Below are 21,898 nucleotides of genomic sequence, written 5' to 3' on the forward strand. Positions count from 1 at the left end.
TGCGTTGTTGTTGGACAGAGTGGGGAACCGGATTAGCTTGCCGATGAAGCAGACGCGGCGGCGGACTTCGCGATGAAACGCCGGTCGCGCGCCGCCCGCCAGCGCGCGACGAGGTTGGGAATCAGCACCGACGCGAGCAGCAGCACGCCGGTCACGATGGTCAGCGTTTCGCTCGATACGTCATCGAGCGTCAACGCGTTCTTCAGCACGCCGATGATCAGCAGCGACAACAACACACCGACCATCGAGCCGCGTCCGCCGAAAATGCTGACGCCGCCGAACAGCACCGCCGCGATCACAGACAACTCGAAGCCCTCGCCGTTATCGCCGCGCGCACTCGTGAAGCGCAGCGTATAGACGATGCCGGCGAGCGCGCTGACGAGCCCCGACATCACGAACAGACGCAAGCGGATCTTCGCGACCTCGATGCCGGAGAACGCGGCGGCGGTCGGGTTCGCGCCGATCGCATAGAGGCTGCGGCCGAACGCGGTGGCTTGCAGCAGCACGGTGAACAGCACGGCCGCGACGATCACGATCACGAACGGCAACGGAATGAACGTGGGCCCCAACGTGTCCATGCCGAACGCCGTGTACGCGGCCGGAAAATCCGCGACCGCCTGATCGCCGAGCAGCACATACGCGAGGCCGCGAAACAGCGCGAGCGTACCGATCGTGACCGCGAGCGACGGCAGGTTCAGCTTGACGATCACGAGGCCGTTCAGCAGTCCCGCCAGCGCGCCCGCGATCAGCACCAGCACGATCACGACCGGCATCGGCAGCCCCATGTGCCACAGCACGCCCATCAGCGCGCTCGATGCGCCCAGCACCGACGCGACCGACAGATCGATTTCGGCGGCGACGATGATCAGCGTCATCGGCAGTGCCATCAACGCGATTTCCGTCAGATCGGCGAATACGTTGCTCAGGTTCGCGCCGCTCAGAAACACCGGCGACAACCAGCGCCCCAACCCCAGCGACACGATCAGCACGACCACCAGCAACACTTCCCATTGCAGCGGCGTTTCGCGTTTGCGCGTGAGCAGCGCGGAATCGGGTTTAGCCATGATCGCGTTTCCTCATCATGCGTTTGGCGACGGAGCGGGCCAGCAACGTATCGGCGGCGATCGCGGCGACGATCAGCGCGCCCTGGATCGCCTGCTCCCAGAACGGCGACACGTGCAGCACGACGAGCGCGATGCTGATCACGCCGAGCACGAGCGCACCGAGCGTGGCGCCGAGGATCGTGCCGACGCCGCCGGTAATCGCGACGCTGCCGACCACCGCGGCCGCGACGACCTGCAATTCGATGCCCTTCGCGGTGCTCGCATCGACGGTGCCAAAGCGCGCGAGCCACAACGCGCCCGCGAAGCCCGCGATCGCGCCGGACAGCAGAAAGCCCGACATCACACGGCGCTCGACGTTCACACCCGCGAGCCGCGCGGCCTCAGGATTCGAGCCGATCGCGTAGTGCTCGCGACCGCCCCGAAACTGCTTCAGATACACGGACAGACCGGCCAGCACGACGACCGCGATCAGCGCGAGCGTCGGGATGCCGAGCAGCGTGCCGGTCGCGAGCCGCGAATAGGCGTCGGGCAGACTGGTCGCGTTGATCTGGCCGCCGTGCACCCACGCGTAATCGGCGCCGCGAAAGATGTACAGCGTCGAGAGCGTTGCCACGAGCGAAGGCACGCGCCCCACCGCGACGAGCAGCGCGTTGATGCCGCCCGCGACGAGCCCGATCGCGAGCCCCGCGGCCAGCGCGACGAGCACCGGCATATGCGGCAACGCCACGTACAGGCTGCCGACCGCGTACGCGCTGACGCCCACCGTCGAGCCGACCGACAGATCGATATGCCGCATCAGGATCACGACGGTCATGCCGGCCGTCAGCAGACCGATGATCGAGACGTTCAGCAGCACGTCGCGCAGATTCTGCAGATTCAGGAACTGCGGCCTCGCGATCCCGGTCCCCACGATCAGCAGGATCAGTACGACGAACAAAGTGGTTTCGCGGCTCTTCGCGATGCTCGCGACGAGACCGCCCGACGAAGCGGCGGACCGCTTCGGCAGCGACTGCTGGACCGGCGCGGGATGGGTCGAATGGCGCATCATGCTGCACGTCCCAATGGTGAGAGCCCCTGACCGAGCGCGGCGCCCATGATGCGCTCCTCGTTGGCGTCGGCGCGCGCGATCTCCGCGCTGATGCGGCCTTCGTGCATGACCAGCACGCGATCCGCCATGCCCAGTACCTCGGGCAGCTCGCTCGAAATCATCAGCACCGCCATGCCGTCGCGCACGAGTTCGGCCAGCGCGCCATACACCTCGGCTTTTGCGCCGACGTCGATGCCGCGCGTCGGTTCATCGATGATCAGCACTTTCGGGCCGGTCGCGAGCCACTTGCCGAGCACGACCTTCTGCTGGTTGCCACCGGACAGTGTGCCGACCGGCGCGTTCGGATCGCCCGCCTTCAGACGCAGGCGCGTGCCCCACTTCGTCGCGAGCTGTGTTTCGCTGCGCGTCGAAATGAGACCGTGCCGCACGAGCCGGCCGAGCACCGTCATCGAGGCATTGCGCGCGATGCTCAATTCGAGCGCGAGCCCTTGCTGGCGACGGTCTTCCGGCACGAGCGCGAGCCCCGCGCGCACCGCGGCCGCGGGCTTGCCGGTGGCGAGCCGCTGGCCGGCGAGCCACACCTCGCCCGCGTCGAGCGGATCGATCCCGAAGATCGCGCGCGCGACCTCGCTGCGTCCCGCGCCGACCAGACCCGCGAGCGCGACGATCTCGCCCGCGCGCACCTCGAACGAGACGTCCTTGAACACGCCGACACGGGTCAGGCCGCGCACCGACAGACGCACGTCGCCAGGCGCGCAATCGGCCTTCGGGTAGAAGGTCTCCAGATCACGACCGACCATCTTCGCGACGATCGCGTCGGTGGTCAGATCGGCGGTCAGCGCGTCGAACACTTTCGCGCCGTCGCGCATGATCGTCACGCGCTGCGTCAGCGCGAATACTTCGTCGAGCCGGTGGGTGATGAACAGGATCGCGACGTCGCGCTCGCGCAGCTTGCGCACGATCGCGAACAGCCGCTCGACTTCGGGCAGCGACAACGCGGCGGTCGGTTCATCCATGATCAGCACGCTCGCGTTCAGCGACAACGCCTTGGCGATTTCGATCACCTGCTGATCCGCGATCGACAGACCGCGCACCAGTTGATCCGCGCGCAGCTCGACGCCGAGCGACGCAAGCAGCCCGTCCACCTCGCGATGCATCGCGTCGTACTGGATGCGGCCGAAGCGATCGACCGGCTGCCGCCCCATGAAGATGTTCTCCGCGATCGACAGATCGAAGAACAGCGTCGGTTCCTGATAGATGACCGCGAGTCCGGCGTCGCGCGCTTCGGCGGGTGTCGCGAAGCGGCGCGGCTCGCCGTTCACCAGCAGTTCGCCGGCATCGGGCTGATGCACGCCGGCGAGAATCTTGACGAGCGTCGATTTGCCCGCGCCGTTCTCGCCGAGCAGCGCATGCACCTCGCCGGGCCACAGCACGAGGTCGCCGTCGGACAGCGCGCGCACCCGGCCGAAGGATTTGCTCGCGTGCCGCAATTCGAGTCGCGGCACCGCGGATGGGGATGGCTGCACTGCGTTGTCTCCTTTGTTTTGCGGCTGTTTGCGGCGCGGTGCGTGGTGCGTGGCGCGCGGCGCGCGGCGCTTCAAATACGGTAGTACCGTTCCGCGTTGCGCCGGAACAGCGCGTCTTTCTCTGCCTCGCTCGCATCGCCGACAATCGCCGCATACGCACGCCACAAATCCGTATACGAACCGAACAGCCGGTCGACGGGAAAGTTCGAGGCGAACATCGCGCGTTCGACGCCGAACGTATCGATCGTTTCGAGCACATACGGCCGCAGGCTTTCGACGCTCCAATGGTGATCGAACATCGCCAAGCCGCTGATCTTGACTGCCACGTTCGGACAGGCCGCGAGCAGGCGCATGCCGTCGCGCCACGCGCGATAGCCGGCCACGCTATTGCGATCGACGAACATGCCCGCATGATTGACGACCAGCAGCGTGTCCGCATGCGCACGCGCCAGCGCGGCCGCCTCTTCCATTTGCGACGGATACAGCTGTAGATCGAACGACAGGCCATAGCGGCGCAGCAAAGCGAAATGCTCACGCCACTGCGGCTCGCGCATGTAATGACGGCCGACGTAATCGAACAGCTTGTTGTCGTGCACGTTCAGAATCTGCCGGATGCCGCGCGTATTCGCGAACGAAGCGTGCGCTTCGAGCAAGGCGGGCGCGTTGCTCGCGGACAGATCGACCGCCGCGACGATCGCATTCGGCATGCCGCGAGGCGCGTCGCGATCCGCGATCGACTGCAGCCAGCGCGTTTCTTCGACCGGATCGGCCGGATCGTGATTCGCCTCGACGTGCACGAGCTTCAGCACGTCGATGTCGCCCGCTTCGCCGAGCAGATCGTCGAGCAGGTAGTCGTGCTTCAGGTCGCGCGCATCGCCGACGAACGACACGCCCGGGTTCTCCAGCCACGGATAGCGATGCGTCTTCAGATCCCACAGATGGATATGCGAATCGACAACCTGCATGCGGCACCTTCGTCGGGTTAAAGCGTTTCGAGGTTCGTGCGTCGTTGCGGGGTTCAGCTGTGTTCAGCGCGACTCAATGACTGAGATGAAAGACCGGGTCGAGCGTTTGCGACAGCGGTGTATGGTCCGGCGCGGTCTGCATGATATCGGCCATGTAGTCCCACCATTTGCGCATCACGTCGAGTTGCGGCAACTGGTCCATCGTGTGATCGGTCGTGCGCGAGAGCACCGCGAAAAGATGATCCGTGCCGGGGTCGAAGAAAATCCGGTAGTCGCGCACGCCGGCATTGTGCAACGCGTCAACGAGCTCGGGCCAGATCTGCGCATGACGCCTTTCGTATTCTTCGCGCATGCCGGGGTTGAGCACCATCCGGAAAGCGATTGTCTCCATTGCGCCTGTCTCCTGTCGCGCTCTTCGAACGACTATAATTCCTGCATCGATAGCCTCTCAATCCGTAGTTGGGATTGGGCGATCCACAAACCGAATCGCACGGGCACCCACACCGGCACCATGAGCCAACATTCAGCCGCCGTCGCACTCGTCAACCGTCTCAAGTTCAAGCATCTCGCCCTGCTCGTCGCGCTCGACGACACCCGCAACCTGCATCAGGCCGCCGAGGCCGTCAACGTCGCGCAACCGAGCGCGAGCCGCATGCTCGGCGACATCGAGGAAGCGTTCGGCTTCCTGCTGTTCGAGCGCAACGCGCGCGGCATGACGCCGACCCCACTCGGCGTCGTCACGCTCGCTTACGCGCGCCGCGCGCTCGCCGAGCTGACGCGCTTCGCCGAAGACCTCGAGGTCAAACGCCGCGGCGGTCACGGACAATTGACGGTCGGCGCGATCATGGGCGCCGCGCCCGATCTGCTGGCGATGTCGGTCGCCGCGCTGAAGACCGAAAGCCCGCTGCTCAACGTGCGCATCCTCGGTGAAACGAGCGACCAGGTCGTGCAATTGCTGCATCGCCGCGAAGTCGATCTCGCCCTGGGGCGCCTGACCAATCCTTTGCAGCACAACGACTTCAGCTTCGAGCCGCTCGCGCGCGAAACGCTGCTGCTCGTGGTGCGCGCCGTGCATCCGCTCGCGCGGCGCACGCGTATCACGTTGCGCGAACTGGTCGCGTGGCCGTGGGTTGCGCAGCCGATCACCAGTCCGGCGCGCGTGCTGTTCGAGGAAGAACTTGCGCGCGCGGGTCTCGCCACACCCGTCAATCTGACCGAATGCGCGTCGATCTTCGCCACGCTGCAACTGCTCGAGAATTACGATGCGGTCGCGATGCTGCCGGAGTCGGTCGTGCGCGATCATGTGCGCGGCGGCCTGCTCGTCGCGCTGCCGCTCGAAATCGGCAAGAGCCTCGCGGGCTTCGGCATTCTGACGCGCAAGGAAGAGCCGCTCGCCGAGCCGGCGCTGCGCTTCATCGAGCTGCTGCGCGGCTTCTCGCGCAACCTCGCGCGCGACGCTACGGCCGACGCGTCCAGTACGCCGACCACGCCCGCCACGGTCAATTGACGCTAGCATTGCGCCCGGCTTATTGCAGGTTGACGAACAGGCCGCCATCGACGAGCAACGCGGCCCCCGTCACATAGCGCGCGCGGTCCGACGCGAGAAACACGACGCAATCGGCGACGTCGTCGGGATGGCCCAGGCGACCCAGCGGAATGCGCTTTTCGAAGTAGGCCTTCTTCGCTTCGTCGGCGAGATCTTCGGCATTGAGGTCGGTGGCGATGGTGCCGGGCATCACCGAGTTGCAGCGGATGCCGAACGGTCCCAACGCAATCGCGCACGATTGCATCAGCGAATGCACGCCGGCCTTGGTCGGCGTGTAATGCGTCTGCATGCCGCCGCCCACCAGCGCGCTGATCGAACTCGTCGCGACGATCGCGCCGCCGGTGCCCTGCTTTTTCATCTGCTGCGCGGCGGCCTGGGTCACGTAGAACGCGCCGTTCAGATTGACCGCGACCGTCGATTCGAGCACGTCCGGCGGCATGTCGAGAAACGCGTGAAACGGGCAGATGCCGGCATTGCTCGCGAGCACGTCGAGCTTGCCGAACGCCTCGACCGTGCGGAGCACCAGTTGCTGGCCCGTGTCGCGCGCCGCGACGTTGCCTTCCACCGCGATCACGCGCCGCCCCAACGCTTCGATTTCGCCGACCACTTCCGCGACCGCCGAGCGGCGGCCATACGATGCGTCGTTGTCACCCCAGTAGTTGATCGCCACGTCCGCGCCTTCGCGGGCGCAGGCCACCGCAATTGCGCGTCCGATGCCGCGCGAACCGCCTGTGACGATCACGACCTTGTCCTTGAGCAGCACGTTAGTCTCCTTTGCCGGGGGTTGCCGTAAGGCACACGTTCACCACGTTCAATGCTGATAAGGCCGCACCAGCGCGCATTCGGGATTGAGCCGCACGCCGAAGCCCGGCGTGTCCGGCACCTTCATGCGCCCGTTGACCGGCACCGGTTCGTCGAGCAACAGTGGGTTGAACATCGGCACGACTTCGTCGGCCTTCGGCGCCATCATCAGGAACTCGGAGAACGGCGAGTTATGGCGCGTGACGACGAAGTGATAGCTGTACACCGACGACCCATGCGGCACCACCATGACGTTGTGCGCATCGGCGAGCGCGGAAATCTTGATCAGCTCGGTGATGCCGCCGCACCAGCCGACGTCCGGCTGGATCAGATCGCAGCATTGCATCTCCAGCAGCATCCTGAAGCCCCAGCGCGTCGCCTCGTGCTCGCCGGTCGACACCATCATGCCGCGTGGCACGTTGCGGCGCAGTTCGGCGTAACCCCAGTAATCGTCAGGCGGAAGACATTCCTCGACCCACTTGAGACCATATTCGTGCGCGCCTTGCGCGAGCCGCGTCGCATAGGGCACATCGAGGCTCATCCAGCAGTCGTACATCAGCCAGAAGTCTTTGCCGACGCGCGAACGCATGTCGGCGAGCTTGTCGAGGTTCTGTTTGAGACCCTCCTCGCCTTCCGCGGGACCATGCTGCAACGGCAGCTTGCCGCCGATGAAGCCCAGCTGCTTCGCGAGATCCGGCCGCGCGCCGGTCGCATAGAACACCAGCTCGTCGCGCACCGGGCCGCCCAATAGTTGATAGACGGGCTCCTTGCGAACCTTCGCGAGCAGATCCCAGAGCGCCAGATCGACGCCGGAAATCGTGTTGAGCACGATGCCCTTGCGCCCGTAGTACAGCGTCGCGAAGTACATCTGATCCCACATCTTCTCGATGTCGGTCACGAGCTGCCCTTCGAGAAAACGCGCGAGATGCTTCTCGACGATGAACGCGCCGATCTCGCCACCGGTCGTGACCGCGAAGCCGACCGTGCCGTCGCTCGCCTCGATCTCGACGACCAGCGTGCCAAGCACGTTGATGCCGAACGACTGGCGGCTTGCGCGATACTCCGGATAGCGCGCCATCGGCGTGGCGATGTGATCGTCGATCCAGTGTCCGCCGGCCTGGTCGTGATAGTCCGCGCCGCCGCCGCGAACGATGAAGGCACGCACGTGCCGGATGGTAGGCATGGCCATGAAAGGGCTCCGTGAGAGAGGCGTCGAGGCAGCTCGACAACGCGGGCTCGACGCGTGTGCAATAGTCGTGCAATAGTCGTGAATACGCGAGCAATGGGTGAGCAGCGCGCTCAGTAGGTGGCGCGGCCGCCCGACAGGTCGAACACCGAGGCGGTGCTGAACGCGCAGTCTTCGGAAGACAGCCACAGGATCAGCGAGGCCGCTTCTTCCGGCAGCAGGAAACGGTTCATTGGAATCTTCGAGAGCATGTAGTCGATGTGCTGCTGCGACATCGAATCGAAGATCTCGGTCTTGGCCGCGGCCGGCGTCACCGCGTTGACGAGAATGTTTTTCGTCGCCAGCTCCTTGCCGAGCGACTTGGTGAGCCCGATCAATCCCGCTTTCGACGCACTGTAGTGCGAAGCATTCGGATTGCCCTCCTTGCCCGCCACCGACGCGATATTGACGATGCGCCCATAGCCCTGCTTCAGCATCTGCGGCACGACGGCGCGGCAGGTCAGATACGGGCCGATCAGGTTCACGTCGATGACGCGGCGCCAGATATCGGGCGCGAGCTCCCAGGTCGCGCCATTGCCGCCGGTGATGCCCGCGCAGTTGATCAGCACGTCGATCGAGCCGTGCTCGGCGACCGTTTGCGCGGCGGCCTGCTCGACCGCGGCTTCGCTGGTCAGCTCGACCGTGACGGCGCTGACCTTGCCCAGTTCGCCCAGCTCGTGCTGGCTGCGCGCAAGGCGCTCACTATCGACGTCCCACAACGCGACCGACGCGCCCGATTGCAACGCCCGCTGCGCCACCGCATAGCCGATGCCCCGCGCGCCGCCGGTGATGACGACCGCGCGCCCCTCCAGATCGATCCGATTCATTGCTGTGCTCCTGTGGGCCGCCGTGCGGCGCGCCATCGAGTTGTTGTCTATCGCTGCGGTCAATATACGGGCGGTGCGATGCGCCAACAATTCGACTATTGGAGGGGGCGATAGCAAAAGTGGATCGTCGGCGATGCGGGGATACCGACGCCGTCGGGCGCCGGATCGTGGGACATGAAGAAGTGAAGCGGCTAGTCGTCCGCCGCGACGAACAGCATCGACACGTAAAGAATGGTCGACACGACGATGATGCCGACCCCGACCAGCACCTTGGTCCGATCGAAGTTGATACCGCCGATGATCGCGATACCGATGCCGAACACCGACGCCAACGTGCCGACCGCCGCGAGGCCAACGTGTATCTTGCTGCGGACCAGCCGTTTGCGCTCCGTTTCGGCAGCCGATTCCGATTCGCTCTGTTCCATGCCCTGCTCCTTCGCGCGCGACGCGATGACCATAGTGAAACCTGAGCCGCAGTGGCCGGCGCGCGACATCGAACGCCGGATGCCGTTCGACGCGACGCGCCTCGATACGCTTCAGCGTAGTTTATTTATGCCTGTTCGAGCGCCGTTATTTGACGTCCTCGCCATTGCGCGACACCTGCGCCGCGATGGCCGATATGAACACCGCGCGCACCGAATCGCCGACCTTGATTTTCTCGAGCGGGACGTCGGGCGCCACATCGAGCGTTTCCGTGCGCGACGGCCCACGCAGCGTGATCGTGCGCTTCTTGCGATCGATCTTGCGCACCGTCGCCACGATCTCGACGCGACGCGCCGACGCCACGACGCCATTGGCCGCCGGCTGGGTGACTTCGGTATCGATGCGTTGCCGGATACCGCTCGGCGCGAGTTTGTCGACGCCGACCAGCACCGCCTTCTTGTAGGCAATCGACACGACGTCGCCAACATGCAGCTTGCTGACGTCGGCCGCTTCCCGATTCACGTCGAAGGTTTCCTCGCCGCCTTGCGGGCCGCGCAGTGTCACGCTGTTCGTCGCGGGATCGATCGCGACGACGCGCGCCTGAACGTGCAGCAGCGCCACCGCGCCGACTGCAGGCTGCTCGGGCGCCGACGCCGGGTTGTCCTGCGCGAGGACCGGACCCGCCACCGCGACAGACACCGCCAGCGCCACCGTGATCGCCTTCATCCGCGCGAGCCCCGAACCCTTTCTATTGCAAGCCATGAAATGCTCCTTTTGATTGCGTCGTGGTGACGACCCATGTATTTGTCGCGAATCGCGTACTGCGCGCCGCGGCTGCAAGTGCGGTTGCATCGAATAAAAAGGAAGATGACTATTAATCGCTTTTATCAGACCGGTTCCGCTTTTTAAGCCAAAAGCGGTTCTTTCTAATGCGTTGATTTGTCACAAAGAGCGGATTGCGAAAAGCGGGTGCTTCTCCATGCGGTGCAATCGTTATGCGGAGTGGTTGCGGATGAGTCCGCGCAAGGAACCGCGCGGCTTTGCGCGCAGGTTTGGGTGCGTTCCCGCGAGCGTCAGCCGATCCTAACAAACATGGAAAGGAAGTCAAATCTTTATGACAGGTTGGCGATTCATTTGGCGTGGAAATGCGAAGCGAGCAATTCGTTGGTTGCCTGACAACGGCGGGCTTGATGGATGCGCTCCGCATTAAACCGCGATGCGATACGCGCGAATTCGCCCGCGCGACACGACTCAGCACAAACCCTTAATGGTTGACACTTAAGCTATTACGCATCAGTTGATTCAGGAATACAAAAAATTGTCGTCAATCATTGGAATACTGCGGGTACAGCTTTATCGAAAGGACACCACACATGATCACGCCACGCCCCTGCACCGCCGCCTGCGTCTTCGACGGCCGCCTCGTCACCCTGACTTTCCATCCGGACACCGGCCTGTTGCGTATTGCCGATCCGTCCGGCGCCTGTCTGAGGGAAACGCGCTGGCATGGCTCATGGCGCGCGCTGCTCGATGAATTCCGCGGCTATTACGAAGCGGCGGAACACGACGTGACGGCGCGCGGCGTCGACGAGATCGTCGCGCGCCTCGGCGAGCGCAGCGGTGATGCGCAGCGGGAATTGGCGTTCGCGTGAAATTGCCTGCGCGTGCAGGCAAGCACCTGAAAAGTAGTGGCGGCAGAGCGAGGCGCCTGATAGTTGCTGATTGACCCCGCGTTGTTCACTGCGCGTATGATTCGACGCGCCTCGCTGCCGCTCGCAAACCGGTCATTGACCGAAATAAACCTTGCACTCCGTACCAAACGAGCAGGACTGGCTGCTACGCCGGCCTCCCGCTTGCGACTCGCCGGCCGGGACTCCGCCATACGACGCATTGCGCACGCCCTGGTCGCGCGCATCCCAACTCTGGCCGAACGACATGTCGGTCGTCGCCTGCGCCGATTCGTTCGCATTCTGCTGCATGACCGCCCGACCCGACATGCCGGGGTCCGCCTGGCCACCCAACTCCGCCGCGGTGGCCGTTCTCGGCGCGAGAAACAGAACGGCGGTGGCGGCAATCATCAATATACGTACTCTCATTTCCGGACTCCTCATCCGGCGCAGCAGTGTTCGTCCTCCACGAGAATTGATCCGCGAACAGCCAAATTGCCCAAACGGGCCGAGGAACGGCTCGATGCCAATGCGCTACTGCTGCGACGGGTCACCGAACTAAACAGATGAAGAATTGCCGCGCTTGCCAGCGACCCTCGACGCGTTCCCGAGCGTCGGCGGAATCGGCACACACAAGCTGGCTGTAAGTCTGCATTGCGCAGTTTTTGATCTTTCTTTTATAGTTCGCGCATGCCGGAATTCAATCTAGGAGCTTCCACCAGTGTGGTCAATTGTCCACACCGTTCGATAAACCGCATTCACCGGCAAATTCAATGTGAACTAAGCGCGCTTCGCGCTCGCATTGCGTTATGATGACGCTACAACGCACAAAAGCGGCACCCGCACATCGACGAAAGTCCGGTGAACGACGGGCAGCGTGGAGCGACTCCAGCCATTCGCAATCATTGCATCGGGACACAGAGTTTTTTCTAGTGAACGTCAGGCTTACCGGCCTCGTTCGCCGCGCTGCGACATGCTGAAATATTTGCTGATTGAGACTCACGGTTTGAGGGTCGGTTGTTCCAACGGCCGTCTTTGTCACAGGCCTATTGCGATTCAGAGAGCGACGTTTTTTAACCGGCTCATGCATTCCCTTCAATCGACAACCCCATCGCGGGGCGGCCCGATCCAGTCGGGCTCGACGCTTCGCAGCTTTTTCCCCGCAATCTGTCTTTGACAGGACGCTGCACGTTTTAGAAGGACGAATATCCTATGGACGAAAGGAAGCGAGATAGCATGATTGCGTATCTCCGCCATCGTATGGAAGAGTTTGGTATCAGACCGGAAGACCTCGCTGCCGCGCTGGCGACCGAGTCATTGGCGAAAAAGGCCGCGCGCTATCGCAGTGCGACCGGGGACAGCTGGGACGGGAATGGCGAAATGCCGCAATGGTTGAAGCAGGCCATTAGCGCCGGCCAGAGCATCGAGCATTTCGAATTGGCCCAAAAACCGGCGCCCGCGCCTCAACCGAAAAAGCAGGTGGACTGGTCGAACGACCCGTTCGCCGGCACTCCGCTCGCGCGCCCGAATAGTCGCTAGGTGCAGGCCGCCGCGCTCGAAGGCGCGGGCGCAATGGCCGCGGCATCGAAATGAACCGCCGTACCACGCACCGGTTTGGACTCACCGCTTGCCACATTAACGGCAGTCGCGGCATTCACCGTATTTCCCGTATCGATGGCATTCACCTCAGCGGCGATATTCGCGTGCTTCGCGGCGGACTGCGCATATTGCGGCAGTTCGATAAACGCACTGACCTGGCGCACGATCTGCCAGAACGTCTTGTCGAAAAGACGGGCCTGCTCGTCAGCAGCCCCCGGGCCGCCCGCGAGCGGATCGGCAACGGTCCAATATACAAACGCTGGAGCGCCGGGAAATACCGGCGCATGCAGTCCGCCGACGGAGCCGTCGAGCGCGATCACGATATCCATCCGCGGCGCCCATTCGCCGGTGAATTCGAGCCAGCTTTTCGGGCTCAGCGCCGCACGACCCGAAATACCCGGCCGCAATTGCGCAACCGCAAGTGGATGAAGGCGCGCGGCCGGTTCAGGGCCCGCGCTGAACGCGTCGAACCGGTGCCCGGCCAGTTCGCGCAGTAAAGCTTCGGCAATGATGCTGCGGATCGAATTATCGCGGCAGAGAAACAACACCTTATATTTTCTGGACACGCTTACCCCGTACCGATGTTTTTTATTGGTCTCTGGGCGGTATTGTCCCGCTCCAGTCTTGCGCCCCCGTGACATTACGGCGTCTTTATTATTTGCGCCACGGGATTCGCACCAGGTATCTCGATTCACGGGCACAGAGCACAACTTAGCGAACGACGCGCAGTGTACCAGTGTCCGGCCTACTCTTTCAGTACCCTGACAATATTCGTCACATCAAACGGCACCGTCCCGCCGGCCGGGCACGACGCCGCTGGCCGCGGCGCCTGCGGTTCTTCGCCCATCCTGCGCTGCGTTACGTCAGAATTTCAGGCCATTGAGGAACTGGAACCAAAGATTGCCCAGCGCGCTGGCCGGATGCACGTCGCCGGCGGATTCGTCTGGCTTCGCGTGATTCGGGCGTCTGCCATGCGGCTTGTCCTCCGAGGCCGCTTCAGTTGCGGCCTGTTTTTCGGCTTGCCCGGCGCTTCGCTTCGCCTGCTTCGACGCCCTGCTGGTTGCTTGCGCGGTTTCCTCCCGTTCCGGTTCGTCGCCGCCAGCCTGTGCCGCCTGCGCGCTCTTCGCTGTCTTGCGCGCGCGCTGGGCATTTTGCGCGGCGTCCGCCTCGTCGCGACGCGCCGCCTGCAACGCCGCGACGCTGTCGGCGATCTGCGCGGCGCGGTGCGGTTCGCATTGCCGCCCGAGCAGCACGCCGAACAGCACGTCGCGATTGTGGCCCTGATCGGCGAAGCGGATCGCGGTCGACACCATCTCGGCGTACGCGGCTTCGTCGGCGGCGCGCGCTGCCGCCTCGCGCTGCGCCTGCGCACGTTGCCGGCGCGTTTGCTGGGCCTCCCACTCGCGCATCTGTTCGGCGTAGACCGTGTCGTACACCTTGCGCTGCCCGGCATCGGACAGGATCGCGTACGCGTCCTTGATTTCCTGGAACGCGACGCGCGCGGTGTCTTCGGTGCCGTGGTTGCGGTCCGGATGCCACTTCATCGCGGCTTTCCGATAGGCCCGCTTGATTTCTTCGTCGGTGGCGTGCGCGGGCACGCCGAGCGTCTCATACAGGGTTGCCATGCTGGGCTCGATCTCGCGGGGAATCCATGCGGGGCATCGTAGCATGCAAGAAGCGGCTTCATCGCGAAGCGGCCGCTTCGCGGACCCGCGCATCGGCACACTGCCGAGCCGACACAGCGGCGCAACGCCCGCCGGCGACCCACAAAAAATGGCCTCGCCATTTGCATAGCGAGGCCGAATCCCATGTCAAGGAGATGTCATGGAGGAGACGAGTTCATCTTATCGTCAGACCCGCGCGTGCCCAACCAACGGTTCGCCATATGCTTATCGGGCGCGCGCTCACGTGGATTGAAGCCGGGTCAGGCGAGCCGCGGCAACATGGTTATATCGTTAGAACAAAAAGTCGCTTAGCCGCGCGGCGGTCGCTCATTAAGATGACGCTTCAAAGTCCGGTTCCCAGTAGCCTCAAGCGCGCAGCGAACCGCAATCGAAGGAGCATTTCGTTGAGCAGATCTGATCATTCCCGTCCGCCGCTCGTCATTGGCATTGGCGGCACGACGCGCGCAGCCTCGTCGACCGAGCGAGCGCTCGCCTTCGCGTTGCGCGGCGCCGAAGCCGCGGGCGCGCACACTCGCCTGTTCGGTGGCAGCTTTCTGCATAGCCTGCCGCACTACGCGCCGGAGGAGCCGGTGCGCACCGACGAACAGCTCGAACTGATCGAGGCCGTGCGTCGCGCGGATGCGGTGATCATCGCGACACCCGGCTATCACGGCGGCGTGTCCGGGCTCGTGAAGAACGCGCTCGACACGCTCGAGGAATTGCGCGCCGACGAGCGCCCGTATCTGGATGGCCGCGCGGTGGGCTGCATCGTCACTGCCTACGGCTGGCAAGCGGCGGGCTCCGTGCTGACGTCGCTGCGCTCGATCGCGCACGCGCTGCGTGGCTGGCCGACACCGTTCGGTGCGGGCATCAACACGCTGGAGACGCGCTTCGAGAGCGCGGACAGTTGCTCCGATCCGAAGGTGGTCGAGCAACTCGCGATCGTCGGCCAGCAGGCCGCGCAGTTCGCGCTCGCGTTCAATGCACAGCGTGCGCATGGCGCGCCGGGTGTGTCGCGTCATTCGACTGCGAACCTCGCCGCCGCGCAAAGCAGCAGCACCGCCACCACCATCTCCGACACCCGTTCCGCGCGCGTTCTGCACGCCGTCTGAAGCACACCCTGGCACACCCCACCCCACCGTGGCGCCCGCGCAATCGCGCGCGGCGCCACGCTTTGCATCGAGCGACCGTGCGCCACATAACAGACGCCGCGCCCCCGCACGAATAGTGTGATCGAACACAGCGGATTTGATCCAATCCGGGCTTTTGATTACCACTCCCGCCCCGCGCTGATTTGCTTTCGACGAAAGATTGGTTCACCCGCTGCGCAGCGCGCCCTACGCTTGACCCTGCCCGCCGCTTCACTCAACTTCGGCATCGACAGGGCCGCGCCGCACGCATTTGTATTCCGCACAAGAAACGCGGACACATAGAGAAGTCAAGATCATGAACTCACACATCCGCTACAAGGGCTACGAAGTCGAAGCGGCAACGCAACTACTCCCGAATGGACTATTCGCCGCCAATCTGACCATCGAGCAGCGCGACGAGACTACGCGCAAGGCCTATTCATTCGACGCGCTCGACTACTTCTTCGACGAAGAGCACGCGCTCGCTTATGCGTCCGACTGGGGACGTATGTGGATCGATAACCACCAGTAAGCAAATCGAAGTGCGCAATGCGCGTTGCGCCTCGCCTGGCATCGGCATTCAGGCGGATGTGCCAGAATAGGTGAACCCTTGCGTTCGCCGTCTGCACGCGTGAGCTGTGCGCGACATCGACGGATGCGGCCTAGACTCGCGCCGCCCGCGACGCATCCATCGATACGGAGACGCCGGCCATGACATGGACCGTCGACGCACAACTCGCGCTGAGCGCGACACAAGCGGTCGAGGCAGTGCAGTCCGGCCGCCTCAAGGCCGCCGACTACGTCGCCACCCTGCTCGCGCGCGCCGCCGCGCTCACCCATCTGAACGCGCTCACCACGCTCGACTTCCACGGCGCACTCGCCGCCGCGCGGCGCATCGACACATTACCGGCAGCCGAGCGAGCGCGCCTGCCGCTCGCGGGCTTACCCATCGTCGTCAAGGACAACATCAACACCGCAGGCCTGCCGACGTCGGCCGGCACGCCCGCGCTAGCGGGCTTCGTGCCGACGACCAACGCGCCATCGGTGCAACGTCTCCTCGATGCGGGCGCGATCGTGCTCGGCAAGGCCAACATGCACGAACTCGCGTTCGGCATCACGAGCACGAACCTCTCCGCGCACGCGGGGCCAGTGCGCAACCCTTACGATCCATCACTGATGCCGGGCGGCTCGTCGGGCGGCACCGCCGTGGCGATCGCCGCGCGCATCGCGCCCGCCGGACTCGGCACCGACACCGGCGGCTCGACCCGCATTCCGGCCGCGCTGACCGGCACTGCGGGCTTGCGTCCATCGGTCGGCAACGGCGGCGCCGAGCGACGCTATCACGACCCCGACACGGTCGTGCCGATCAGCCATACACGCGATACCGTCGGACCGATGGCGCGCAGCGTCGCCGATCTGGCGCTGCTCGACGGCGTGATCACGGGTGCCGACGCGCTCCCCACGGTGGCGCTCGATCGCTTGCGGATCGGCTTGCCCGCGCCGCTGTGGGACGCGCTCGAGCGACAGGTCGAGGACGTCGCGCGCGCCGCGTTGCAGAAGCTCGAAGCGGCGGGCGTCACGTTCGTGCAGGTCGCGATGAACGAGTTGGAGCATCTGAACGGGATGGTCGGCGGTCCGATCGCCATTCACGAAGCGCGCGACGACGTGCTCGCCTGGCTGGTCGCGAATCAGGCACCGGTGCAAACCGTTGCCGAGCTGGCCGTGCGCATCGCGAGCCCGGACGTGCGCGCGATCTACGACGACGTGCTCGCCGACGTGCTCGGCTCGCACTACACGGCGGCGCTCAACTACTGGCGGCCGCGGCTGCAAAGCTACATGGCCGCGACCTTCGCCAATGCCGCTCTCGACGCGTTGCTATTTCCGACTACACGGCTCGTCGCGGTTCCGATCGACGATCTGAACGGTTCGTCGACCGTGAAGATCGACGGCGGCCCGCCGATCGATACGATGGAAGCGTTCCTGCGCAATACCGATCCGGCCAGCACTTCCGGCATTCCGGGGCTGTCGCTGCCGGCTGGGATGAGCGCGAGCGGGCTGCCCGTCGGTTTGGAACTGGATGGACCGCTCGGCTCGGACAGGCGGCTCCTCGCCATCGGCATCGCGATCGAACAGGTACTGGGAGCGTTGCCGCCGCCGGTGCTGTGAGGTTTGTGCTTTAATGCCTGCGCGTTCCAGCCTGCATCCCGACGCTTTACCCGCTCGACCATCACCCTTTGCGACGATGACGACATCCGCCACCGCCCTCTCTGCTCGCGGCCTCGCGCGCCGCCTCGTTCACTTCAGCGCGGTCCTCGCGTTCGCCTTCACCGCCAGCGCCTGCGCGCGTCTCGCGACGGTCGATTCCAATGCGCTATGGAAGATCGTCGACATCCGCTGCGTGCCGTCGCAGCAGGCCACCGGCACGCCGGGTCAATGCACGGTCGTCGATCTCGACAAACGCTACGTCATGCTGAAGGATATTCTCGGCCGCTCGCAGTTTCTGTTGATGCCGACCGATCGCATCACCGGCATCGAAAGTCCGCTGATCCTCGCGCCCGAGGCCAAGGACTACTGGAGCGACGCGTGGGATTCGCGCCATTACGTGCAACAGGCGGTCAAACGCGAACTGCCCGACGATCAGCTCGGCCTCGAAATCAACTCTGAGTATCGTCGCTCGCAAAACCAGCTGCATATCCATATCGATTGCATGCAGCGGGAAGTCAGCGTCGCGCTCGCGAAGCACGCCCACGACACGCCCGGCGAATGGCGCTGGGACACGCTCGATGGCAAACGCTACCGGATCATGCGCGTGAGCTCGCTGAGCGGCGCCGATAACCCGTTTCGGATCGTCGCGCGCGACAATCCGGACCCGGCGACGATGGCTACGCAAACGATCCTCGTCACCGGTGCGGGGCCGTCGGCGGATCCGGATGGCTGGTTGATCGTCAATAGCGGTATCGACGTCGATGGGGGCAGCGGCACGGCCGAAGGGCTGCTCGATCACGCGTGCCGCGTAGCCGACGATCGTTGAGCGCCAACCGGACACGCACTTGCCGCCCCTGCCTTACCACGATTGCGCAGATGCATTGCTCAATAAAATGGTTCGGGCGCGCCGCATTGCCCCGTACGATCGGTCTGCACCTGCGAGCCAAAGCCGTGGGCGCAAACATGCATTCGGACCGATTCAACGATGGCGATCTATCTCGACGACACCCAGCGCAAGCACCTCGACCGTCTGGCCACCAGTTGGACCTGGCGCACGCAATGGCCGACGTGGGTACTGATCGTCGCGATCTATGGTGGCTGGTTCGGCGTCGCCACGCACACGCGTGTGCTGGGTCTGCCGCTGACAGCCGCGCTGCTCGCCGTCTTCGGCGCGTGGTACATGTCGTTGCAACACGAACTGCTTCATGGCCATCCGACGCGCTCCCGGTTCGTCAACGCGCTGATCGGTTTCGCGCCACTCGCGGTATGGTTTCCTTATCACGTGTATCGCGAGTCACATCTGCGGCATCACGACGATGCGCATCTGACCGAACCCGGTAGCGACCCGGAAAGCTATTTCGTCAGCGCATCGGACTGGCTGCGCGCCGGGACCGCGATGCGTGCGTTGCTGGTGTTCCGCAATACGTTGATCGGTCGATTGCTGGTCGGGCCAGCGTTTTCGATTGCCGCGACGGGTGCGCAAGCGCTCGCGAGGATTCGCGATGGCGATTGGCGCGACGTGCCCGCATGGGTTGCGCATCTCGGCGCGTTGGTTGCGCTCACGGCGTGGTTGCAACAGGTGTGGGGGATACCGGGGTGGGTGTTTATCGTCGGTGCGGGGTATGGCTCGCTCTCGCTTGCATCGGTGCGCTCGTTTCATGAGCATCGGGTTGCCGAGGAGACCGCGCATCGGACGGTAATCAATGAAGCGGGATGGGTGTGGCGGTTGCTGTTTCTGAACAATAACTATCACGCGGTGCATCATGATCTGCCGCAGGTGCCGTGGTTTGCGCTTCGGCAGGTCTTTGAAACCTCCCGGCGGCAGTACATCGAACGCTCTGGAGGCTTTCTGGTAAAGGGTTACAGCGAATGGATGAGACGTCATGCATTCGCTCCAGTCGCCCCTCCGAATTATGGGGATCTATCCGGCTTGGGCCAGAGTAATCCGCGTGCTTCCGACAGTTTTGCGGGTAAATTGCGGGTGAAATTCATGGTAGTTGTCCGTCGAGGAGAACTCTATGAAGCTGACCTACCCGCTCCTGCTGAACGCAAAACCGCAAGACAAGCCTTATAAGCTCCGCGACCGCGATTCCATGCATCTTCGAGTGTCGGTCTCGGGTTCGAAGGTATGGAAATTTGACTACCGGCTAGATGGCAAGGATTGCAGCCATACCCCGTGGGCGATTCCCTGATCTGTCGATAAGCGACGCCCGCCAACGTCGCAATGATGCCGCCAGGCTGGTGGTCCGGCATTCACCCCAAGGCCTATGAGAAGCAGCTGCAACAGCGGACGATCACACACAACAAGAACACCTTTTGAGCCGCCTGCGAAGACTGGATTGAAGACTGGCAGGCCGTACGCTTTCTCTCGGCCTCTTCAGGGCGCACGGCGCACGAGGGACGCTCAGTACATGGGCGCACGAACCGGGGTTTGCTCCCCTGGCGATTGAACGTCAGTTGGCCCACGTCGAAAAGAATCGGGGGAGTCGTGCGTATAACAAAGCCGAGTTTCTTCCTGAGAGACAGAAGATGATGCTGGACTGGGGGAGTTATCTGGAGGCTTTGAGCGACTAATCTTTGGTCTGCGTCGCCCCCGCTTGCGGCAACAACGATCTCGCAACCCCCAAAGAACCGGACGTTACTAAAAAGCTCTGACAGTCAAACAGTTGGCAGTTTCTTTTATGTCCAACTAATAAAATGGACTGTTAGGCCAGGTTCTGCTCTCAGCCTCGTACCCAAACTCAGCGTGAACATCCCGACGGATCCCACCGTCGAGTCCACCACATCGCTCTGTGCGAATCACGATCACCATTCAGAAAATGGATAGATCGCATTCCAACATTTAATTGGGTGATGCCGCGCGCCTCCTGTATTTTTTATAGCTCAACCACACCAGAGACCCATCGACGCGCGCCGCAACCGATCCAGCGTGCGTCGACCATGTCCTGAATCATTGAGGCTCAAGAATGTTCGACCGCGTCTTCGTCAATGCCATCGACGTGAATGGCAATCCATTGAACCTCTCGGTGAAAGACGGCGTGTTCGCGTCCATTGGCTCGCAACGCCCCGAGACGGGCAACGAAGAGATCATCGATCTCAAGGGTCATCTCGTCCTGCCGGGCTTCGTCGATGGACATATTCATCTCGACAAGAGTTTCGTGGGCGATCGCTGGCGCCCTCACCGCCCGGTCTCCAGTCTGCGTGAACGTCTTGCCGTCGAGAAGCAGGAACTGGCCGGCGCACGCTCCATCGCGAAGCGCGCGGATGCGCTGATACGTCAGGCCGCATCGTTCGGCACGATGGCAATGCGCAGTCACGTGGACGTCGACGCAACCACAGGACTGACCAACCTGCACGCAGTCATGGAAGCGCGCGAAAAATGGCGCGGCCTCGTCGACATCGAGCTGGTGGCGTTTCCCCAGGCAGGCGTCGTTTCCTGTCCCGGCACAGCGGAGGTTCTCGATGCGGCTGTGCGCGAAGGCGCACAGGTTGTCGGTGGCATCGACCCGACGACTCTCGACGGTGACGCCGAAGGACAGCTCCGCATCGTCTTCGGCATCGCGGAAAAACGCGGCGTGAAGATCGATATCCATCTGCACGAACCGGGACAGCAAGGGATCGACCAGTTGCACCGGATCGCTGCACGCACGAAGGCGTCGGGGCTGCAGGGCCGCGTAACCGTCAGCCATGCCTACGGGTTGGGCGATGTCGCTCCCGATGTGGTCGACCGGATCGCCGCGGCGCTTGCAGATGCCGGCGTGTCGATCATGACCAACGCGCCCGGCGACCGTGCCTTCCCGCCGATCCTGCGGTTGCGTGAAGCGGGCGTGCGCGTTTTCACCGGCAACGACAACATCCGGGACGCGTGGTGGCCATACGGCAATGGCGACATGCTGCAAAGAGCGATGTTGATCGGCTACCGCTCCGGTCTCTACACCGACGACGAACTGCTGTTCGCGCTTCACATGGCAACAGACGCCGGCGCCGCCGTGCTCGGGAAAGACGCTTATGGGCTGAAGCCCGGCAATGAAGCGAGCTTCGTCATAGTCGACGCACCCAACGGCGCCGCTGCCGTTGCAGCGGCGCCTGCGAACCGCGCCATCGTTCGCAGCGGCCAGTTCCAGGACGACGCGTCGCGCCTGCGATTCGAGTCGGCGAAAGCCGAACCTCACGATGACGTGGCCCTGAGTGCCACGAGATAACCATTG

At 63.7% G+C, this 21,898-nt stretch carries 23 protein-coding genes; 10 read left to right on the forward strand and 13 right to left on the reverse strand.

All coding sequences use genetic code 11. The annotated features are described in order from the left end of the window. Positions 1-32 precede the first annotated feature (32 nt). The 5 genes from CI15_RS33565 to rhaM all read right to left on the reverse strand — a co-directional run bounded on the left by CI15_RS33565 (position 33) and on the right by rhaM (position 4,994). A complete protein-coding gene (locus tag CI15_RS33565) occupies positions 33-1,064 on the reverse strand; it encodes an ABC transporter permease (RefSeq protein ID WP_062137607.1) in 1,032 nt (343 codons plus the stop codon). Further along, positions 1,057-2,112: an ABC transporter permease gene (locus tag CI15_RS33570; RefSeq protein ID WP_062137610.1), complete on the reverse strand. Its 1,056-nt coding sequence runs from the start codon at positions 2,110-2,112 to the stop codon at positions 1,057-1,059. The genes CI15_RS33565 and CI15_RS33570 overlap by 8 nt, the downstream gene beginning before the upstream one ends. After that, on the reverse strand, positions 2,109-3,638 hold the full coding sequence (locus CI15_RS33575) for a sugar ABC transporter ATP-binding protein (RefSeq protein ID WP_062138404.1): 1,530 nt from the start codon (positions 3,636-3,638) through the stop codon (positions 2,109-2,111). The genes CI15_RS33570 and CI15_RS33575 overlap by 4 nt, the downstream gene beginning before the upstream one ends. Before the next feature lie 71 nt (positions 3,639-3,709). Continuing rightward, on the reverse strand, positions 3,710-4,603 hold the full coding sequence (locus CI15_RS33580) for an amidohydrolase family protein (RefSeq protein ID WP_062137614.1): 894 nt from the start codon (positions 4,601-4,603) through the stop codon (positions 3,710-3,712). A gap of 73 nt (positions 4,604-4,676) precedes the next feature. Then, positions 4,677-4,994, reverse strand: coding sequence for an L-rhamnose mutarotase (gene rhaM, locus CI15_RS33585; RefSeq protein WP_062137617.1), 318 nt, complete (start codon positions 4,992-4,994; stop codon positions 4,677-4,679). Positions 4,995-5,114: 120 nt separating this feature from the next. Here rhaM and CI15_RS33590 point away from each other — a divergent pair, with 120 nt between their 5' ends. After that, positions 5,115-6,110 carry a LysR family transcriptional regulator gene (locus CI15_RS33590; protein WP_062137620.1) on the forward strand — a complete coding sequence of 332 codons (996 nt, stop codon included), beginning with the start codon at positions 5,115-5,117 and terminating at the stop codon, positions 6,108-6,110. Between the two features lie 19 nt (positions 6,111-6,129). Here CI15_RS33590 and CI15_RS33595 read toward each other — a convergent pair whose 3' ends face one another. The 5 genes from CI15_RS33595 to CI15_RS33615 form a co-directional block, all read right to left on the reverse strand. Further along, positions 6,130-6,912 carry an L-rhamnose 1-dehydrogenase Lra1 gene (locus CI15_RS33595; RefSeq protein WP_062137623.1) on the reverse strand — a complete coding sequence of 261 codons (783 nt, stop codon included), beginning with the start codon at positions 6,910-6,912 and terminating at the stop codon, positions 6,130-6,132. Between the two features lie 48 nt (positions 6,913-6,960). Continuing rightward, the gene (gene rhmD, locus CI15_RS33600; RefSeq protein WP_062137626.1) at positions 6,961-8,139 is read right to left on the reverse strand and encodes an L-rhamnonate dehydratase; all 1,179 of its coding nucleotides are present in this window, start codon (positions 8,137-8,139) and stop codon (positions 6,961-6,963) included. Between the two features lie 110 nt (positions 8,140-8,249). Continuing rightward, a complete protein-coding gene (locus tag CI15_RS33605; RefSeq protein ID WP_062137629.1) occupies positions 8,250-9,002 on the reverse strand; it encodes an SDR family NAD(P)-dependent oxidoreductase in 753 nt (250 codons plus the stop codon). Between the two features lie 191 nt (positions 9,003-9,193). Beyond that, positions 9,194-9,427, reverse strand: a complete 234-nt coding sequence (locus CI15_RS33610) for a hypothetical protein (RefSeq protein WP_062138406.1) — start codon at positions 9,425-9,427, stop codon at positions 9,194-9,196. A gap of 145 nt (positions 9,428-9,572) precedes the next feature. Further along, positions 9,573-10,187: a copper-binding protein gene (locus CI15_RS33615; protein ID WP_062137632.1), complete on the reverse strand. Its 615-nt coding sequence runs from the start codon at positions 10,185-10,187 to the stop codon at positions 9,573-9,575. Positions 10,188-10,798: 611 nt separating this feature from the next. Between CI15_RS33615 and CI15_RS33620 the strand changes: the two genes are divergently transcribed. Continuing rightward, entirely contained in the window at positions 10,799-11,077 is a 279-nt protein-coding gene (locus CI15_RS33620; protein WP_062137635.1) for a hypothetical protein, read from the forward strand. A gap of 132 nt (positions 11,078-11,209) precedes the next feature. Here CI15_RS33620 and CI15_RS33625 read toward each other — a convergent pair whose 3' ends face one another. Then, a complete protein-coding gene (locus CI15_RS33625; RefSeq protein ID WP_062137637.1) occupies positions 11,210-11,521 on the reverse strand; it encodes a hypothetical protein in 312 nt (103 codons plus the stop codon). Positions 11,522-12,304: 783 nt separating this feature from the next. Between CI15_RS33625 and CI15_RS33630 the strand changes: the two genes are divergently transcribed. Further along, on the forward strand, positions 12,305-12,631 hold the full coding sequence (locus CI15_RS33630) for an H-NS histone family protein (protein WP_075643829.1): 327 nt from the start codon (positions 12,305-12,307) through the stop codon (positions 12,629-12,631). Here the strand turns inward: CI15_RS33630 and CI15_RS33635 are convergent. Beyond that, on the reverse strand, positions 12,628-13,332 hold the full coding sequence (locus CI15_RS33635; protein ID WP_241496019.1) for an arsenate-mycothiol transferase ArsC: 705 nt from the start codon (positions 13,330-13,332) through the stop codon (positions 12,628-12,630). The genes CI15_RS33630 and CI15_RS33635 overlap by 4 nt on opposite strands. A 222-nt stretch (positions 13,333-13,554) precedes the next feature. Beyond that, positions 13,555-14,316, reverse strand: a complete 762-nt coding sequence (locus CI15_RS33640; protein ID WP_062137643.1) for a J domain-containing protein — start codon at positions 14,314-14,316, stop codon at positions 13,555-13,557. A gap of 443 nt (positions 14,317-14,759) precedes the next feature. Here CI15_RS33640 and CI15_RS33645 point away from each other — a divergent pair, with 443 nt between their 5' ends. From CI15_RS33645 to CI15_RS33670, 7 genes are all read left to right on the forward strand, one after another. Continuing rightward, entirely contained in the window at positions 14,760-15,467 is a 708-nt protein-coding gene (locus CI15_RS33645) for an NADPH-dependent FMN reductase (RefSeq protein WP_062137644.1), read from the forward strand. Positions 15,468-15,801: 334 nt separating this feature from the next. Next, positions 15,802-16,017: a hypothetical protein gene (locus CI15_RS33650; RefSeq protein ID WP_062137645.1), complete on the forward strand. Its 216-nt coding sequence runs from the start codon at positions 15,802-15,804 to the stop codon at positions 16,015-16,017. Positions 16,018-16,196: 179 nt separating this feature from the next. Beyond that, a complete protein-coding gene (iaaH, locus tag CI15_RS33655; protein ID WP_062137647.1) occupies positions 16,197-17,651 on the forward strand; it encodes an indoleacetamide hydrolase in 1,455 nt (484 codons plus the stop codon). Positions 17,652-17,727: 76 nt separating this feature from the next. Then, positions 17,728-18,516, forward strand: a complete 789-nt coding sequence (locus tag CI15_RS33660) for a CDP-diacylglycerol diphosphatase (RefSeq protein WP_062137650.1) — start codon at positions 17,728-17,730, stop codon at positions 18,514-18,516. Positions 18,517-18,675: 159 nt separating this feature from the next. Continuing rightward, complete coding sequence (locus CI15_RS33665; protein WP_062137653.1) at positions 18,676-19,764, forward strand: fatty acid desaturase; 1,089 nt, start codon at positions 18,676-18,678, stop codon at positions 19,762-19,764. A 19-nt stretch (positions 19,765-19,783) separates the two neighbouring features. Further along, the gene (locus CI15_RS38355) at positions 19,784-19,882 is read left to right on the forward strand and encodes a hypothetical protein (protein WP_420915898.1); all 99 of its coding nucleotides are present in this window, start codon (positions 19,784-19,786) and stop codon (positions 19,880-19,882) included. A 774-nt stretch (positions 19,883-20,656) separates the two neighbouring features. Continuing rightward, positions 20,657-21,892, forward strand: a complete 1,236-nt coding sequence (locus CI15_RS33670; protein WP_062137656.1) for an amidohydrolase family protein — start codon at positions 20,657-20,659, stop codon at positions 21,890-21,892. Positions 21,893-21,898 lie beyond the last annotated feature (6 nt).

The organism is Paraburkholderia monticola (assembly GCF_001580545.1).
In the GTDB taxonomy this organism is placed as follows: Bacteria; Pseudomonadota; Gammaproteobacteria; order Burkholderiales; family Burkholderiaceae; genus Paraburkholderia; species Paraburkholderia monticola.